The 16,499-nt window shown below is 62.2% G+C and carries 13 protein-coding genes; 10 read left to right on the forward strand and 3 right to left on the reverse strand.

Features of this window, described 5'->3' with window-relative positions; translation table 11 throughout:
- Positions 1 to 87 precede the first annotated feature (87 nt).
- The 3 genes from ydcS to HXW87_RS09245 all read right to left on the reverse strand — a co-directional run bounded on the left by ydcS (position 88) and on the right by HXW87_RS09245 (position 3,825).
- Positions 88 to 1,239: a putative ABC transporter substrate-binding protein YdcS gene (gene ydcS, locus HXW87_RS09235; RefSeq protein WP_095667415.1), complete on the reverse strand. Its 1,152-nt coding sequence runs from the start codon at positions 1,237 to 1,239 to the stop codon at positions 88 to 90.
- A gap of 83 nt (positions 1,240 to 1,322) precedes the next feature.
- A complete protein-coding gene (locus HXW87_RS09240) occupies positions 1,323 to 2,780 on the reverse strand; it encodes a gamma-aminobutyraldehyde dehydrogenase (protein ID WP_239778802.1) in 1,458 nt (485 codons plus the stop codon).
- Between the two features lie 130 nt (positions 2,781 to 2,910).
- A complete protein-coding gene (locus HXW87_RS09245) occupies positions 2,911 to 3,825 on the reverse strand; it encodes a LysR family transcriptional regulator (protein WP_007954670.1) in 915 nt (304 codons plus the stop codon).
- 177 nt (positions 3,826 to 4,002) lie between these two features.
- Between HXW87_RS09245 and HXW87_RS09250 the strand changes: the two genes are divergently transcribed.
- The 10 genes from HXW87_RS09250 (at position 4,003) to lysS (ending at position 16,462) form a co-directional block, all read left to right on the forward strand.
- On the forward strand, positions 4,003 to 4,725 hold the full coding sequence (locus HXW87_RS09250) for a tellurite resistance TerB family protein (protein ID WP_047292787.1): 723 nt from the start codon (positions 4,003 to 4,005) through the stop codon (positions 4,723 to 4,725).
- Positions 4,726 to 5,079: 354 nt separating this feature from the next.
- Positions 5,080 to 6,702: a methyl-accepting chemotaxis protein gene (locus HXW87_RS09255; protein WP_041063242.1), complete on the forward strand. Its 1,623-nt coding sequence runs from the start codon at positions 5,080 to 5,082 to the stop codon at positions 6,700 to 6,702.
- Positions 6,702 to 7,220, forward strand: coding sequence for a chemotaxis protein CheW (locus HXW87_RS09260; RefSeq protein ID WP_182403940.1), 519 nt, complete (start codon positions 6,702 to 6,704; stop codon positions 7,218 to 7,220). The genes HXW87_RS09255 and HXW87_RS09260 overlap by 1 nt, the downstream gene beginning before the upstream one ends.
- Positions 7,217 to 8,494, forward strand: a complete 1,278-nt coding sequence (locus HXW87_RS09265; RefSeq protein ID WP_239778803.1) for a CheR family methyltransferase — start codon at positions 7,217 to 7,219, stop codon at positions 8,492 to 8,494. Before HXW87_RS09260 ends, HXW87_RS09265 begins: the two co-directional genes overlap by 4 nt.
- Positions 8,491 to 9,186, forward strand: coding sequence for a chemotaxis protein CheW (locus HXW87_RS09270; protein WP_047292794.1), 696 nt, complete (start codon positions 8,491 to 8,493; stop codon positions 9,184 to 9,186). The genes HXW87_RS09265 and HXW87_RS09270 overlap by 4 nt, the downstream gene beginning before the upstream one ends.
- Positions 9,183 to 11,492 carry a hybrid sensor histidine kinase/response regulator gene (locus HXW87_RS09275; protein WP_239778804.1) on the forward strand — a complete coding sequence of 770 codons (2,310 nt, stop codon included), beginning with the start codon at positions 9,183 to 9,185 and terminating at the stop codon, positions 11,490 to 11,492. The genes HXW87_RS09270 and HXW87_RS09275 overlap by 4 nt, the downstream gene beginning before the upstream one ends.
- Complete coding sequence (locus tag HXW87_RS09280) at positions 11,489 to 12,499, forward strand: chemotaxis response regulator protein-glutamate methylesterase (RefSeq protein WP_121183879.1); 1,011 nt, start codon at positions 11,489 to 11,491, stop codon at positions 12,497 to 12,499. Before HXW87_RS09275 ends, HXW87_RS09280 begins: the two co-directional genes overlap by 4 nt.
- Positions 12,500 to 12,547: 48 nt before the next feature.
- Positions 12,548 to 13,549, forward strand: a complete 1,002-nt coding sequence (locus HXW87_RS09285) for a PleD family two-component system response regulator (RefSeq protein ID WP_041063261.1) — start codon at positions 12,548 to 12,550, stop codon at positions 13,547 to 13,549.
- 202 nt (positions 13,550 to 13,751) lie between these two features.
- Positions 13,752 to 14,847, forward strand: a protein-coding gene (gene prfB / locus HXW87_RS09290; RefSeq protein ID WP_096795805.1) for a peptide chain release factor 2 whose coding sequence is annotated in 2 segments (ribosomal slippage) — positions 13,752 to 13,823 and positions 13,825 to 14,847 — 1,095 coding nt in all. Because the reading frame shifts where the segments join, the coding sequence is not laid out codon by codon here.
- 112 nt (positions 14,848 to 14,959) lie between these two features.
- Complete coding sequence (gene lysS, locus HXW87_RS09295) at positions 14,960 to 16,462, forward strand: lysine--tRNA ligase (protein WP_041063265.1); 1,503 nt, start codon at positions 14,960 to 14,962, stop codon at positions 16,460 to 16,462.
- The last annotated feature ends 37 nt before the right edge of the window (positions 16,463 to 16,499 follow it).

Raw genomic sequence — 16,499 nt, forward strand, 5'->3', positions numbered from 1 at the left:
ATTTGACTGGCAAACCGCATTGACAGGTCTTGGGGCGGCTTCGCCACCCAGCGGGAGCAAGCTCCCTCGCCACAGGTGAGCGGCGTGTCAGCGGCCGCCCATGATCGCGATGTAGTCCTGGGTCCAGCGGCTGTACGGCACGAATTTGCCGCCTTCAGCCTGCGGGGTTTTCCAGAAGGCGATCTTGTCGAACTGGTCGAAGCCATTGGTCTTGCAACCCTCGGCGCCGAGCAGTTCGCTTTCCTTGCACGCTGCCGGCACGGCTGGCAGCGAACCAAACCACGCCGCCACGTCACCCTGGACTTTCGGCTGCAGTGACCAGTCCATCCACTTGTACGCGCAGTTCGGGTGCTTGGCCTCGGCGTGCAGCATGGTGGTGTCGGCCCAACCGGTGGCGCCTTCTTTCGGAATGGTCGAGGCAATCGGCTGTTTCTCATTGATCAGGCCGTTGACCTGATACGGCCAGGCACTCGACGCCACCACACCTTCGTTCTTGAAGTCGCTCATCTGCACCGTGGTGTCATGCCAGTAGCGGTGGATCAATGGCTGCTGCGCACGCAACAGATCGAGCACCGCTTTGTACTGTGCTTCGGTCAATTGATACGGATCCTTGATCCCCAGCTCAGGCTTGGCGGTTTTCAGGTACAGCGCCGCATCAGCGATGTAGATCGGCCCGTCATAGGCCTGCACGCGGCCCTTGTTCGGCTTGCCGTCGGGGAAGTTCTGCGCGTCGAACAGCACATTCCAGCTGGTCGGCGGCGTCTTGAACACGTTGGTGTTGTACATCAGCACGTTCGGGCCCCACTGATACGGGGTGCCGTAGGTCTGCTTGTTGACCACGTACCATGGCGCATCTTTCAGGCGTGGATCGAGGGTGTTCCAGTTCGGGATCAACGCGGTGTTGATCGGTTGCACGCGTTTGCCGACGATCAAGCGCAACGACGCATCACCGGACGCGGTGACTAGGTCGTAACCGCCCTTGGCCATCAGGCTGACCATTTCGTCGGAGGTGGCGGCAGTCTTCACATTGACCTTGCAGCCGGTTTCTTTTTCGAAACCGGTGACCCAGTCGTAAGCCTTGTCGCTCTCGCCACGTTCGATGTAGCCGGGCCAGGCCACGATATCCAGCTGACCTTCGCCGGCGCCGACGGCCTTCAGCGGCTCGGCGGCTTGCAGGCTGGCGCTGGCCAGCAGGGCCGTGGTGATTGCACTGAGCAGTGCGGTCTTGTGCACGAACATGGTTGAACCCTCTTCTTTAAATTATGGTCGGGGCAGTTGTGAACGCGGTGCAGCATGCCGTTGGCGGCTTGTTATTAGCGTAGTCAGAGATGCTGGCCGTGGCGGGCCATGATGTGCCGCACCACGCTGTAGTCCTGCAGCGAATCACTGGACAAGTCTTTGCCGTATCCGGAACGTTTCAGTCCGCCGTGGGGCATTTCGCTGACCAGCATGAAATGGCTGTTGATCCAGGTGCAGCCGTACTGCAAGCGGGCGGCGACCTGCATTGCCTTGTCCAGATTCTGTGTCCACACCGACGAGGCGAGGCCGTATTCGGAGTCGTTGGCCCACTCCACCGCTTGTGCGAGTTCGTCGAAGCGGGTCACGGTCACCACCGGGCCGAACACTTCGCGCTGGACGATTTCATCCGTTTGCTTGCAACCGGCCAGCAGCGTCGGCTGGTAAAAGAACCCGGCGCCGGAATGCACCGCCGCGCCGGTCACCCGCTCGATGTGCGGCTGGCCGAGGGCACGTTCGACGAAACTGGCGACGCGGTCGCGCTGGCGGGTACTGATCAGCGGGCCGATCTCGTTGTCGGCATCGCGCTTGCCGGCGAAGCGCAGGCTGCTGACTGCCGCACCCAGTTCGGCAACCAGTTTGTCGTGAATCCCGGCTTGCGCGTAGATGCGGCACGCGGCGGTGCAGTCCTGACCGGCGTTGTAGTAACCGTAGGTGCGCACGCCGTCGACCACCGCTTGCAGGTCGGCGTCGTTGCAGACGATCACCGGGGCTTTGCCGCCGAGTTCCAGATGCGTGCGCTTGAGGGTTTTTGCAGCGGCTTGCAGGATTTTCTGCCCGGTAACGATATCGCCGGTCAGCGAGACCATGCGCACCTTGGCATGTCCGACCAGATGGCTGCCGACGCCTTCACCGCCACCGCAGAGGATGTTGATCACCCCGCGCGGCAGGATCTCGGCCAGCGCTGGCGCCAGCGCGAGGATCGACAGCGGTGTGTGTTCCGAGGGTTTGAACACCAGCGTATTGCCAGCGGCGAGGGCCGGGGCGATTTTCCACGCGGCCATCATGATCGGGTAGTTCCACGGCGCAATCGAGGCGACGACCCCAATCGGATCGCGGCGCACCATGCTGGTGTAGCCCGGCAGGTATTCGCCGCTGAGCTGACCGGTCTGGCAGCGTACGGCACCGGCAAAGAAGCGGAACACATCGACAGTCGCAGACAGGTCGTCCTGCCGCGCCAGGTGCAGCGGCTTGCCGCAATTCAGCGCTTCGAGGCGGGCGAGGTGATCGGCGTGTTTTTCCACCGCGTTGGCGATGTCCAGCAACAGATTCGAGCGTTGTTGCGGTGTGGTGCGCGACCATTCGGCAAACGCGCGGTGGGCGGCGAGAATCGCGGTTTCGACCTGCTCGGTGCTGGCCTCGGCGATGTGGGTGAGGATTTCACCGGTGGCCGGGTTAAGGATCGGTTCGACAAAACCCTGCCCGGCGACCAGTTCGCCGTCGATCAGCAACGCGGTACACATCGGGGTCTGCACGCCAGCCATTTTCCGCGATCTCTTTTCTTGTGTGGTCATTGTGGCTCCCATGCCCGGGAGCCGACCGTCTTATAGATGCAGCAAGACTAGTGCGCGGCTCCGAGGTCGACAAATTCTAAATACTGAAGGTGGCATTCGATTAAATAGATGGCTTGCGTCCGCCGTGCGGTTGCTCGCGGGCCACGGTCAGGAATGGATCGACCAGAGCGGGGCGCGCTGTCCCACGGCGCCAGGCCAGACCGACGTCGAGGGTCTGGTTGAGGTCGGCGATCGGCCGTGCTTCGATGATGTCGCCCTCCAGTGACCACGGGCGGTACGTCATGTCCGGCTGGATCGACACGCCCAGACCGGCTGCGACAAGGCTTCGCACGGCTTCGGTGGATGCCGTGCGCAGGGTGATCTTCGGTTGCAGCCCGGCACCGCGCCACAGGCGTTGGGCATTGCGATCCATCTCGTCGACGTTCAGTTGAATCAGCGGTTCGCGGGCAACATCGGCGAGGTTGATACTGTCGTGCTCCAGCAGCGGATGCTGGGCCGGCAGCCACAGACGGTGCGGCGAGTGCGTCAGCACTTCGGTTTGCAAGGCGTGGCGGTCTTCGAGGTTGGACAGGATCAGCACGCCGACATCGATCTCGCCGCTGACCAGCAAATGTTCGATGTACGGTCGCTCGTCCTCCATCACCCGGATCTCGACATTGGGATAGGCGCGCTGAAAACGGGTGAGCAAATCGGCGAGGTAATAACCGGCCACCAGACTGGTCACGCCGACAATCAACTGCCCGGCCACTTGGTCGGTGCTTTGTTGCAGGCTGCGCTTGGCGTTATCCACCGTTGCCAGAATCAGATGCGCCTGGCGCAGGAATTGATGACCCTGATGAGTCAAGGTCATGCCCTTGGCGTGACGGTTGAACAGGCTGACGCCGATTTCCTCTTCCAGTTGCTGAATGGCGAGGGTCAGGGTCGATTGGGAAATAAACGCGGTTTGCGCGGCGGCGGAAATCGAGCCGGTCTCGGCCACCGCGATGAAGTGACGGATCTGACGCAGGGTCATCATGAGGAGGGTACCCGGTGGGCAGTTTTTATCGATTGGCCTGAGTGTATATCTATTTTCACGAAGGGCTGCTACAGGCGGAGCAACATCTGGAAGCACACTCGCAGGCCGGGCCAGGGCACTTTCGAACTAGGCTGAGGGCCTGATAGATCCGGATAACCCCTGCTTTGGAGGCGGAACATGAACACCCGTGGATTGCTCGACCAACTACTCAAATCCGGCCAGGATCTGTTGCAGAACAAGGCCGGCGGCGCGCAGAACAAACCGACGGCTGGCGGCCTGGGCGGTTTGCTGGGTGGGTCTTCAGGCTCAGGGGCGCTGGGAGGACTGCTGTCGGGAGCCGGCGGTGGTGCGCTGGCGGCCGGAGCGATGGGGCTGCTTCTCGGCAACAAGAAAGTACGCAAGGTCGGCGGCAAGGTCGCGATCTACGGCGGCCTCGCAGCACTGGGTGTGCTGGCCTACAAGGCCTACGGCAACTGGAACGCGCAAAAAGGCACCGCCCCACAAACCGAACCGCAAACCCTCGACCGCTTGCCACCGGCGCAAGCCGAGCAACACAGCCAGGCCATTCTCAAAGCACTGGTCGCCGCTGCAAAGGCTGATGGCCATATCGATGATCGCGAGCGCCAATTGATCGAAGGCGAATTCATCAAACTCGACAACGATCAGGAACTGCAACACTGGCTGCACGCCGAACTCAACAAACCCCTCGACCCAAGCGACGTCGCCCGCGCCGCGAGTACGCCGGAGATGGCGGCGGAAATGTACATCGCCAGCGTGATGCTGGTGGATGAGGAGAGCTTTATGGAAAAGGCGTATCTGGAGGAACTGGCCAAGCAACTGAAGCTAGAGCCGGGGTTGAAGGTGGAGCTGGAGAAGCAGGTGCGCCTGGCATCGCAATAGAACTGCCTGAGCACGGTATTCATGTAGGAGCTGCGGTACGCTGCGATCTTTTGATTTTTTAAGCCAACAGCAAAAGATCGCAGCGTGCCGCAGCTCCTACAAGGTTTTGGGCCAGACGCCGAAGCCTGCTCACGATTGCGTTTTCAGGCCGCGCATCCACAGCAATGGCCGATCCAGCGCCCCTTTTTGCCGTTCCGGCACTGGCACGCCAGCCCCGGATTGTCGGACAGTCCCACCCCAGAGCCTCCCGGCCATCCATGCCTGGCAGGCCCGAGGGTTAAAAAGCGTCTTATAAATGAAACACCGCCCTCGGCTATACTCCCCCGCATTTCGACTTAGGCACGAGGAATCACTGTGAAGAACTGGACGTTGCGCCAACGCATTTTGGCGAGCTTTGCGGTGATTATCGCCATCATGTTGCTGATGGTCGTTGTTTCGTATTCCCGCCTGCTGAAAATCGAAGCCAGTGAAAGCAGCGTGCGTGATGACGCCGTTCCCGGCGTCTATTACAGCTCGATGATTCGCGGTGCGTGGGTCGACAGTTACCTGCAGACCCAGGAGTTGCTGGGGCTCAAGGAGGGGCAGGGCATCAGCAGTGAAGATGCGGCGGACTACAAGGCGTTCGAGACGCGCCTGCAAGAGCAGATGGCCAACTATCGCAGCACCGTCACCACCGACGAAGACCGGGTCGAGTTCGCTGCGTTCGAGAAGGATCACGACACCTACATGCAGATTCAGGATCAGGTACTCGATCTGCACAAGCGCAATCTCGAAGCCGAGGCGGTCAAGCTGTTTACCGAGAAGCTGACCCCGGCCTGGTACACCGGCCGCATGAAACTCAACGACATCATCGGTGAGAACAAGCGGGTCGCCGATCAGGCCATGGCCAACATCGACGAGGCGGTAGCGGCGGCCAAGGTCAGCATGTTTGTCTCGCTGCTGGTGGCCGTGCTGGCGGCAGGTGCCTGTGGCCTGCTGCTGATGCGCGCAATCATGGCGCCGATGAACCGCATCGTGAAGATCCTCGAAATCATGCGCACCGGTGACTTGAGCAGCCGTCTGAATCTGGATCGCAAGGACGAGTTCGGCGCGGTGGAAACCGGCTTCAACGACATGATGACCGAGCTGACCTCGCTGGTGTCTCAGGCCCAGCGTTCGTCGGTGCAGGTGACCACCTCGGTGACCGAGATCGCCGCCACATCGAAGCAGCAACAGGCCACCGCCACCGAAACCGCCGCCACCACCACCGAAATCGGCGCGACCTCGCGGGAAATCGCCGCCACCTCGCGGGATCTGGTGCGCACCATGACCGAAGTGTCCACCGCCGCCGATCAGGCCTCGGTGCTCGCCGGGTCCGGCCAGCAAGGCCTGGCGCGCATGGAAGACACCATGCACTCGGTGATGGGCGCGGCTGACCTGGTCAACGCGAAACTGGCGATCCTCAACGAGAAGGCCGGCAACATCAATCAGGTGGTGGTGACCATCGTCAAGGTTGCCGACCAGACCAACCTGCTGTCGCTTAACGCCGCCATCGAGGCCGAGAAGGCCGGTGAGTACGGCCGTGGTTTTGCCGTGGTCGCCACCGAAGTGCGGCGTCTGGCGGATCAGACCGCCGTCGCCACGTATGACATTGAACAGATGGTCCGCGAGATCCAGTCGGCGGTGTCTGCCGGTGTGATGGGCATGGACAAGTTCTCCGAAGAAGTGCGCCGGGGCATGGCCGAAGTGCAGCAGGTCGGCGAGCAACTGTCGCAGATCATCCATCAGGTGCAGGCGCTGGCGCCGCGGGTGTTGATGGTCAACGAAGGCATGCAGGCCCAGGCCACCGGCGCCGAACAGATCAACCATGCGCTGGTGCAGTTGGGCGACGCCAGCAGCCAGACCGTCGAGTCGTTGCGTCAGGCCAGTTTCGCCATCGACGAACTGAGCCAGGTGGCCGTCGGGCTGCGCAGTGGCGTTTCGCGATTCAAAGTCTGATGAGCGAAATCACTGCCAAACGCAGCGCTGCGCCAGTGGCCAGACAGGCGCTGTTTCTGCTGTTTCGCATCGGCAACGAACGCTATGCATTGCGCGCCACTGAAGTGGCGGAGGTTCTGCCGCGCGTACCGTTGAAGCCAATTGCCCAGGCGCCGAAGTGGGTCGCCGGGGTGTTCGCCTATCGTGGTGCGGTGGTGCCGGCTATCGACCTCAGTGCGCTGACCTTCGGTCAACCGGCCGAGGCGCGCACCAGCACCCGGTTGGTGCTGGTGCATTACCGCCCGGATCAACGGCAGTCGCCACGCTGGCTCGGACTGATACTCGAACAGGCGACCGACACCCTGCGCTGCAATCCCGAGGATTTTCAGCCGTATGGTCTGGACAATCGTCAGGCGCCGTACCTCGGCCCGGTACGCGAAGATGCCCAGGGCCTGGTGCAGTGGGTGCGGGTCAACGACTTGCTGGATGACGCCGTGCGCAGCCTGCTCTTTCCCGCGCCGCATGAGACGCCGTCATGAGCAGCGATCAGCGTTTTTTCGATTTCCTCAAGGAACGCATCGGTCTGGATGTCACGTCGGTGGGACCGGCGATCATCGAGCGCGCGGTGCGCCAACGCACCACGCTCTCGCAGGCGGCGCACAGCGATGAATACTGGCAACTGCTGCAAGGTTCGCGGGATGAACAGCAAGCGTTGATCGAAGCGGTGATCGTCCCTGAAACCTGGTTTTTCCGTTACCCGGAATCCTTCGCCACGCTCGGCAAGCTGGCGCGCAAGCGTCTGGACCAATTGAACAACATGCGTGCGCTGCGCATCCTCAGCCTGCCGTGTTCGACCGGTGAAGAACCCTACTCGATTGCCATGGCCTTGCTCGATGCCGGGCTCAAGCCCCATCAGTTCAAGGTCGATGGCATGGATGTCAGCCCGCTGTCGGTGGACAAGGCGCGGCGCGGGCTGTACGGCAAGAACTCGTTTCGGGGGCAGGATCTGGACTTTCGCGAGCGCCATTTCACCGCTGAACAGGACGGCCATCGAGTCAGCGAAGCGGTGCGTGAGCAGGTGCGCCTGCAGGCCGGCAATGTGCTGGATCCGACGCTGCTGGCGGGTGAGCCGCCGTTCGATTTCGTGTTCTGCCGCAACCTGTTGATCTATTTCGACCAGCCGACCCAGAAGCAGGTGTTCGAAGTGCTCAAGCGTCTGACTCACGTGGATGGCGTGCTGTTCATCGGCCCGGCCGAGGGCAGTCTGCTCGGGCGTCTGGGCATGCGCTCGATTGGCATCCCGCAGTCGTTTGCCTTCAGTCGACACGCTGAACCCATGCCCGAACCCGTGGCATTGCCGACCCCGACCCCTTTGCCGGTGCGCCAACCGCTGCGCATTCCGCCGCCAGTATCGCCGCCGGTGCGTCCGCGGCCGTTTGCCAGCGTTGCATCGTTGCCCGTCAGCAGCAAAAGCGCCAGCCCGGACGCGGCGACCTTGCTCGCCAACATCGCTGCGCTGGCCAATGAAGGCAAAAGCGCCGAGGCCCGTGCGGCGTGCGAGCAGTACCTGCGCAGTCACGAACCGGTGGCGCAGGTGTTCTACTGGCTCGGCCTGCTCAGCGACGTGGCCGGCGCCGCGCTCGAAGCCCAGAGTCATTACCGCAAGGCCTTGTACCTTGAACCGCAACACCCCGAAGCGTTGATGCATCTGGCCGCGTTGCTGCAGGCCCAGGGTGACAGCGCCGGTGCCAGACGATTGCAGGAACGCGCCGCGCGCAGCGGCCGCACCGCCGACAGTGAGCGTAAACGATGATCCCGTCCGACACCTTGAACGTCACCCACGAAGACGCGCGGGCCATCGATGACTGCTGGAACCGCATCGGCATTCACGGCGACAAATCCTGCCCGTTGCTGGCCGAGCATATCCATTGCCGTAACTGCGCGGTGTATTCCGCTGCCGCCACGCGTCTGCTCGACCGCTATGCGTTGCAGCAGGATGAGCGCGACCCGGTCGCCGTGGCGGTCGAAAGCGATGTGAAAACCCGTTCGCTGCTGATGTTCCGCCTCGGCGAAGAGTGGCTGGGGCTGGCCACTCGCAGTCTGGTGGAGGTGGCGCCGCTGCAGGCGATCCACTCGTTGCCACACCAGCGCTCGCGAGCCCTGCTCGGCGTGGCGAACGTGCGCGGGGCGCTGGTGGCGTGCCTGTCGCTGGTCGAGTTGCTCGATCTGGATGGCAACGCCGCACCGGCCACGGGCGCACGGATCATGCCGCGCATGTTGATCATCGCCGCCCACGGCGGGCCGGTGGTGGTGCCAGTGGATGAGGTCGACGGCATCCACGCCATCGACGAACGCATTCTCGACGCCGCGTCGCGTGCCGGCGGTGAGCACAACAGCACGGCCAGCGCCAAATACACCCGTGGTGTCCTGCAATTCCGCGGGCGCAGTTTGCGTTGGCTGGATGAAGAACAGCTGCTGTCCGCCGTGACCCGGAGCCTCACATGACCCCCGAGCAAATGCGCGACGCCTCGCTGCTGGAGCTGTTCAGCCTGGAAGCCGAAGCCCAGACCCAGGTGCTCAGCAGCGGGCTGCTGGCGCTGGAGCGCAATCCAACCCAGGCCGACTATCTGGAATCGTGCATGCGTGCGGCGCACTCGCTCAAGGGCGCGGCGCGGATCGTCGGCATCGACAACGGCGTCAGCGTTGCCCACGTGATGGAAGATTGTCTGGTCAGCGCTCAGGAAAAACGGCTGTTGCTGCGCCCCGAACACATCGATGCGTTGTTGCAGGGCACCGATCTGTTGATGCGCATCGCTACGCCGGCGAATGCCCCGCAAGCGCCGGACATTGAGGCGTATGTGGCGTTGATGGGCCGCCTGCTCGACCCTTCGACACCGCCCGCCGTGGCGTCGCCGCCCATGGCCGAATTGCAGATGCAGGCACCGTCTGCGCCGATTGAAACGCCACCGCCACCGCCCCCGCCAGCGCCCAGGCCGGCGGTTGATGCACCGCTGGAAACCTCCGACCCGGCGCCGCGCAAGAGCAAACGCACCACCGAAGGTGGGGAGCGCGTGCTGCGGGTCACTGCCGAACGTCTGAACAGCCTGCTCGACCTGTCGAGTAAATCACTGGTCGAAACCCAGCGCCTCAAGCCGCATCTGGCGACCATGCAGCGCCTCAGGCGCATGCAGAACAACGGTCTGCGGGCGCTGGAAAGCCTCAACGTACACCTCAAGGAACAGGCGCTGAGCCTCGAAGCTCAGGAAGCCCTTGAAGAGGCGCGGCGCCTGTTGGCTGAGTCCCAGCAATTGCTCGCGGAAAAGAACGCCGAGCTCGACGAATTCGCCTGGCAGGCCAGCCAGCGCGCACAAGTGCTCTACGACACCGCGCTGGCCTGCCGCATGCGCCCGTTTGCCGACGTGCTCACCGGTCAGGTGCGCATGGTTCGGGATCTGGGGCGCAGTCTCGGCAAACAGGTGCGGCTGGAAATCGAAGGCGAGAAGACGCAGGTCGACCGCGACGTACTGGAAAAACTCGAAGCGCCGCTGACTCATCTGCTGCGCAACGCGGTCGACCACGGCATCGAAACCCCGGAACAACGCCTGCTCAAGGGCAAGTCCGAAGAGGGCCTGATCCGCCTGCGTGCTTCGCATCAGGCCGGTTTGCTGGTGCTCGAACTGAGTGACGACGGCAATGGCGTCGACCTGGAAAAGGTCCGCCGCAGCATCGTCGAACGCCAATTGTCACCGGCCGAAACCGCCGCACAATTGAGCGAGGAAGAGTTGCTGACGTTCCTGTTTCTGCCGGGCTTCAGCCTGCGCGACACGGTCACCGAAGTGTCGGGGCGTGGCGTCGGCCTCGACGCGGTGCAGCACATGGTCCGGCAGCTGCGCGGCGCAGTGGTGCTGGAGCAGACGGCGGGCGAGGGCAGCCGCTTTCATCTGGAAGTGCCGCTGACCCTGTCCGTGGTGCGCAGTCTGGTGGTGGAGGTCGGCGAGGAAGCCTATGCCTTTCCGCTGGCGCACATCGAGCGCATGTGCGATCTGGAGCCACAGGACATCGTGCAGATCGAAGGTCGCCAGCATTTCTGGCACGAAGGCCGACATGTCGGGTTGGTCGCCGCCAGCCAGTTGCTGAATCGTCCGGCCAGTCAGAGCAGCGGCGAAACCCTCAAGGTCGTGGTGATCCGCGAGCGCGATGCGGTCTATGGCGTGGCGGTCGAACGTTTTGTCGGCGAGCGCACTCTGGTGGTGCTGCCGCTGGATGAACGTCTGGGCAAAGTGCAGGACATCTCCGCCGGGGCGCTGCTTGACGATGGCTCGGTGGTGCTGATCGTCGATGTCGAGGACATGCTGCGCTCGGTGGACAAACTGCTCAATACCGGGCGCCTGGAGCGTATTGCGCGGCATGGCAACCAGGCCGCCGAGGTGGCGCGCAAACGGATACTGGTGGTCGACGATTCGCTCACGGTGCGCGAGTTGCAGCGCAAGCTGCTACTCAATCGCGGCTACGACGTGGCGGTCGCGGTGGATGGCATGGACGGCTGGAACGCGCTGCGTTCGGAGGACTTCGATTTGCTGATCACCGACATCGACATGCCGCGCATGGACGGCATCGAGCTGGTTACGTTGCTGCGCCGCGATACCCGTCTGCAATCGCTACCAGTGATGGTGGTCTCGTACAAGGACCGTGAAGAGGACCGCCGTCGTGGACTGGATGCGGGCGCCGACTATTATTTAGCCAAGGCCAGTTTTCATGACGACGCCCTGCTCGATGCAGTGGTTGAGCTCATTGGAGGAGCGCGGGCATGAAAATCGCAATCGTCAACGACATGCCACTGGCGGTGGAGGCTTTGCGCCGTGCGCTGGCCTTCGAACCGGCGCATCAAGTGGTCTGGGTGGCCGGCAACGGCGCCGAGGCCGTGCGTCTGTGCGCCGAAAACACCCCGGATCTGATCCTGATGGATCTGATCATGCCAGTCATGGACGGCGTCGAGGCCACGCGACGGATCATGGCTGAAACCCCGTGCGCGATCGTCATCGTTACGGTTGACCGCCAGCAGAACGTGCACCGGGTCTTCGAAGCCATGGGCCACGGTGCGCTGGATGTGGTCGATACCCCGGCTCTGGGGGCCGGTAACGCGCAGGAAGCGGCGGCGCCGTTGCTGCGCAAGATCCTCAATATCGGCTGGCTGATCGGCGAGAAAACCCCGCGCTCGCGTCCGGTGGCGACACCGCACCGCAGTTCGGCGTCGTGCAAGCGGCTGGTGGCGATCGGCTCGTCTGCCGGCGGGCCGGCAGCGCTGGAAGTATTGCTCAAGGGCCTGCCACGCGATTTTTCGGCGGCCATTGTGCTGGTGCAGCACGTCGATCAGGTGTTTGCGGCGGGCATGGCCGAATGGCTGGCCAGCGCCAGTGGCCTGGACGTCCGCCTGGCCCGCGAAGGCGAGCCGCCACAGGCCGGCGCGGTGCTGCTGGCTGGCACCAATCACCATATTCGCTTATTGAAAAACGGCACGCTGGCCTACACCGCCGAGCCGGTCAACGAGATCTACCGACCCTCGATCGACGTCTTCTTCGAAAGTGTCGCCAACTATTGGAACGGTGATGCCATCGGGGTTTTATTGACCGGAATGGGACGCGACGGGGCGCAAGGGCTTAAGCTCATGCGCCAGCAGGGATACCTGACCATCGCGCAGGATCAGCAAAGCAGTGCGGTGTACGGCATGCCCAAGGCCGCAGCGGCCATCGATGCAGCCGTCGAAATCCGTCCACTGGAAAAGATAGCGCCACGATTGCTGGAGGTTTTCCCCAAATGAACAGCGTTTTCCGCAATCCTGGCCCCCGCAGTACTCAGGTGACCGCCCATGAATGATTTACAGATCGACGACATTAAAACCGACGAAAACGCCGCCATGGTGTTGTTGGTGGACGATCAGGCGATGATCGGCGAAGCCGTGCGCCGTGGGCTGTCGAATGAAGAGAACATCGACTTCCACTTCTGTTCCGATCCGCACCAGGCCATCGCCCAGGCGGTCCGGATCAAGCCGACGGTGATTTTGCAGGACCTGGTGATGCCCGGCCTCGACGGCCTGAGCCTGGTGCGCGAATACCGCAATCACCCGGCGACCAAGGACATCCCGATCATTGTGCTGTCGACCAAGGAAGATCCGCTGATCAAGAGCGCGGCGTTCTCCGCCGGGGCCAACGATTATCTGGTGAAGCTGCCGGACACCATCGAGCTGGTGGCGCGCATTCGCTATCACTCGCGCTCCTACATGACCCTGCTGCAGCGGGATGCGGCGTACCGTGCGTTGCGCGTCAGCCAGCAGCAGTTGCTCGACACCAACCTGGTGCTGCAACGGCTGATGAACTCCGACGGCCTGACCGGGCTGTCCAACCGCCGGCACTTCGACGAGTACCTGGAGCTGGAATGGCGCCGCTCGTTGCGCGATCAGAGCCAGTTGTCGTTGTTGATGATCGACGTCGATTACTTCAAGTCCTACAACGACAGCTTTGGCCATGTCGAAGGCGATGAGGCGCTGCGCAAGGTCGCCACGGCGATCCGCGACGCCAGCGCGCGACCGTCGGATCTGCCGGCACGCTACGGCGGTGAAGAGTTCGCGCTGGTACTGCCGAACACCTCGCCGGGCGGTGCCCGGCTGGTGGCAGAGAAGCTGCGCCAGACCGTGGCGGCGCTGAAGATTCCGCACAACACCCCGAGCGAAGGGTCGAGCCTTACCATCAGCATCGGCCTGGCGACCATGGTGCCGCAGGCGGGCAGCGACTGCCGGTTGCTGATTTCGGCGGCGGATCGTGGGTTGTATCAGGCGAAAAACAATGGCCGTAACCAGGTAGGTATCGAGTAACCCATCAATTGCTGTAGGAGCTGCCGCAGGCTGCGATCTTTTGATCTTAAAATGCAAAATCAAAAGATCGCAGCCTGCGGCAGCTCCTACAGGGCAATGTGTCAAGTGATTCACCCCGACAGCCGCCAGACGGGCTGCCGTGACCGCGTGATTACGTTATACTCGCCGGCTTTCAAAAGTTCGCCAACGAGTGCTGCCCGTCATGGAAATCAACCCGATCCTGAACACCATCAAGGACCTGTCCGAGCGCTCCGAAACTATTCGGGGGTATCTTTGACTACGATCAAAAGCATGAGCGTCTGATCGAAGTCAATCGCGAGCTTGAAGATCCTGCAGTCTGGAACAAACCTGAATACGCCCAGGAACTGGGCCGCGAGCGAGCATCGCTGGCGCAGATCGTCGACACCCTGGATGAGCTGTCCAGCGGTCTGGCCGATTCCCGCGAGCTGCTCGACATGGCCGTTGAAGAAAACGACGAAGGCGCGGTAAACGACGTCGTTGAACTGCTTCAAGGGCTTGAAGAGTCACTGGCCAAGCTTGAATTCCGCCGCATGTTCAGCCACGAGATGGACCCGAACAACGCCTACCTGGACATCCAGGCCGGTTCCGGCGGCACCGAGGCCCAGGACTGGGCCAACATCCTGCTGCGCATGTACCTGCGCTGGGCGGACAAACGCGGTTTCGACGCGACCATCATGGAGCTGTCGGCCGGTGAAGTCGCCGGTATCAAAGGTGCGACCGTGCACATCAAGGGCGAATACGCCTTTGGCTGGCTGCGCACCGAGATCGGCGTGCACCGTCTGGTGCGCAAGAGCCCGTTCGACTCCGGCAACCGTCGCCACACTTCGTTTTCTGCGGTTTTCGTCTCGCCAGAGATCGACGACAAGGTCGAAATCGAAATCAACCCGGCAGACCTGCGGATTGACACCTATCGTTCATCCGGTGCCGGTGGTCAGCACGTAAACACCACCGACTCGGCCGTACGTATCACCCACGTACCGACCAACACCGTGGTCAGCTGCCAGAACGAACGTTCCCAGCACGCGAACAAGGACACCGCGATGAAAATGCTGCGGGCCAAGTTGTACGAGCAGGAAATGCAGAAGCGCAACGCCGCTTCCCAGGCGCTGGAAGACACCAAGTCGGACATCGGCTGGGGTCACCAGATCCGTTCGTACGTGCTCGACGCGTCGCGGATCAAGGACTTGCGCACCAACATCGAACGCAGCGACTGCGACAAGGTACTCGACGGCGATATCGACGAATACCTGGAAGCCAGCCTGAAATCGGGGCTGTAACAGACGCACACAGGATCGCTGATGCAACGCGATCCCTGTAGGAGCCAGCCCTGCTGGCGATTCCCGGGCCGCCAGGCCCGGGGGCAACGAACCTGATGGAATATCTGAAGACATGAGCGACCAACAACTCGACCCGCAAGCCCTGCAACAGGAAGAAAACTCCCTGATCGCCCTGCGCAAGGAAAAGCTGGCTGCCGAGCGCGCCAAGGGCAACGCCTTCCCGAACGACTTCCGCCGCGAAAACTACTGCGAAGATCTGCAGAAGAAATACGCGGACAAGACCAAGGAAGAGCTGGCCGAGGCTGCAATTCCGGTCAAGGTTGCCGGTCGCATCATGCTTAACCGTGGCTCGTTCATGGTGATCCAGGACATGACCGGGCGCATCCAGGTCTACGTCAACCGTAAAACCCTGTCCGAAGACACCCTGGCCGCCGTCAAGACCTGGGACATGGGCGACATCATTGCCGCCGAAGGCACCCTGGCGCGTTCCGGCAAGGGCGACCTGTACGTCGAAATGACCAACGTGCGCCTGCTGACCAAGTCGCTGCGCCCGCTGCCGGACAAGCACCACGGCCTGACCGACACCGAGCAGCGCTACCGTCAGCGTTACGTTGACCTGATCGTCAACGAAGAAGTACGCCAGACCTTCCGCGTGCGTTCGCAAGTGATCGCGCACATCCGCAGCTTCCTGATGAAGCGCGACTTCCTCGAAGTCGAAACGCCGATGCTGCAGACCATTCCTGGCGGCGCAGCGGCCAAGCCGTTCGAAACCCACCACAACGCGCTGGACATGGAAATGTTCCTGCGTATCGCGCCTGAGCTGTACCTCAAGCGTCTGGTGGTTGGCGGTTTCGAGAAGGTGTTCGAGATCAACCGCAACTTCCGTAACGAAGGTGTTTCGACGCGTCACAACCCTGAATTCACCATGTTGGAGTTCTACCAGGCTTACGCCGACTACGAAGACAACATGGACCTGACCGAAGAGCTGTTCCGTGAACTGGCGCAACTGGTGCTGGGCAGCACCGACGTGCCGTACGGCGACAAGGTGTTCCACTTCGGTGAGCCGTTTGCCCGTCTGTCGGTGTTCGACTCGATCCTCAAGTACAACCCTGAGCTGACTGCCGATGACCTGAACGACATCGACAAGGCGCGCGCCATCGCCAAGAAGGCCGGCGCCAAGGTGCTGGGCTTCGAAGGTCTGGGCAAATTGCAGGTGATGATTTTCGAAGAACTGGTCGAGCACAAGCTGGAGCAGCCGCACTTCATCACTCAGTACCCGTTCGAAGTGTCGCCGCTGGCTCGTCGTAACGACGAGAACCCGAACGTTACCGACCGTTTCGAGCTGTTCATCGGCGGCCGTGAAATCGCCAACGCCTACTCCGAGTTGAACGACGCGGAAGACCAGGCCGAGCGCTTCATGGCGCAGGTGGCCGACAAGGACGCCGGCGACGACGAAGCCATGCATTACGACGCCGACTTCGTGCGCGCGCTGGAGTACGGCATGCCGCCAACGGCCGGTGAAGGTATCGGCATCGACCGTCTGGTGATGTTGCTGACCAACTCGCCATCGATCCGCGATGTGATCCTGTTCCCGCACATGCGACCGCAAGCGTAAACGTTTCAGTTAAAAAGCCGCCTAAAACAGGCGGCTT

The organism is Pseudomonas sp. Y5-11 (assembly GCF_022368695.1).
Taxonomy (GTDB): Bacteria; Pseudomonadota; Gammaproteobacteria; order Pseudomonadales; family Pseudomonadaceae; genus Aquipseudomonas; species Aquipseudomonas parakoreensis.

What these genes read in the sequence shown, in the direction of transcription:
- HXW87_RS09285 (WP_041063261.1), top strand. Translation starts at nt 12,548, where the DNA reads ATGAATGATTTACAGATCGACGACATTAAAACCGACGAAAACGCCGCC.
- HXW87_RS09270 (WP_047292794.1), top strand. Translation starts at nt 8,491, where the DNA reads ATGATCCCGTCCGACACCTTGAACGTCACCCACGAAGACGCGCGGGCC.
- HXW87_RS09260 (WP_182403940.1), top strand. Translation starts at nt 6,702, where the DNA reads ATGAGCGAAATCACTGCCAAACGCAGCGCTGCGCCAGTGGCCAGACAG.
- ydcS (WP_095667415.1), bottom strand. Translation starts at nt 1,239, where the DNA reads ATGTTCGTGCACAAGACCGCACTGCTCAGTGCAATCACCACGGCCCTG.
- HXW87_RS09245 (WP_007954670.1), bottom strand. Translation starts at nt 3,825, where the DNA reads ATGATGACCCTGCGTCAGATCCGTCACTTCATCGCGGTGGCCGAGACC.
- HXW87_RS09275 (WP_239778804.1), top strand. Translation starts at nt 9,183, where the DNA reads ATGACCCCCGAGCAAATGCGCGACGCCTCGCTGCTGGAGCTGTTCAGC.
- HXW87_RS09280 (WP_121183879.1), top strand. Translation starts at nt 11,489, where the DNA reads ATGAAAATCGCAATCGTCAACGACATGCCACTGGCGGTGGAGGCTTTG.
- HXW87_RS09250 (WP_047292787.1), top strand. Translation starts at nt 4,003, where the DNA reads ATGAACACCCGTGGATTGCTCGACCAACTACTCAAATCCGGCCAGGAT.
- HXW87_RS09240 (WP_239778802.1), bottom strand. Translation starts at nt 2,780, where the DNA reads ATGGCTGGCGTGCAGACCCCGATGTGTACCGCGTTGCTGATCGACGGC.
- HXW87_RS09265 (WP_239778803.1), top strand. Translation starts at nt 7,217, where the DNA reads ATGAGCAGCGATCAGCGTTTTTTCGATTTCCTCAAGGAACGCATCGGT.
- lysS (WP_041063265.1), top strand. Translation starts at nt 14,960, where the DNA reads ATGAGCGACCAACAACTCGACCCGCAAGCCCTGCAACAGGAAGAAAAC.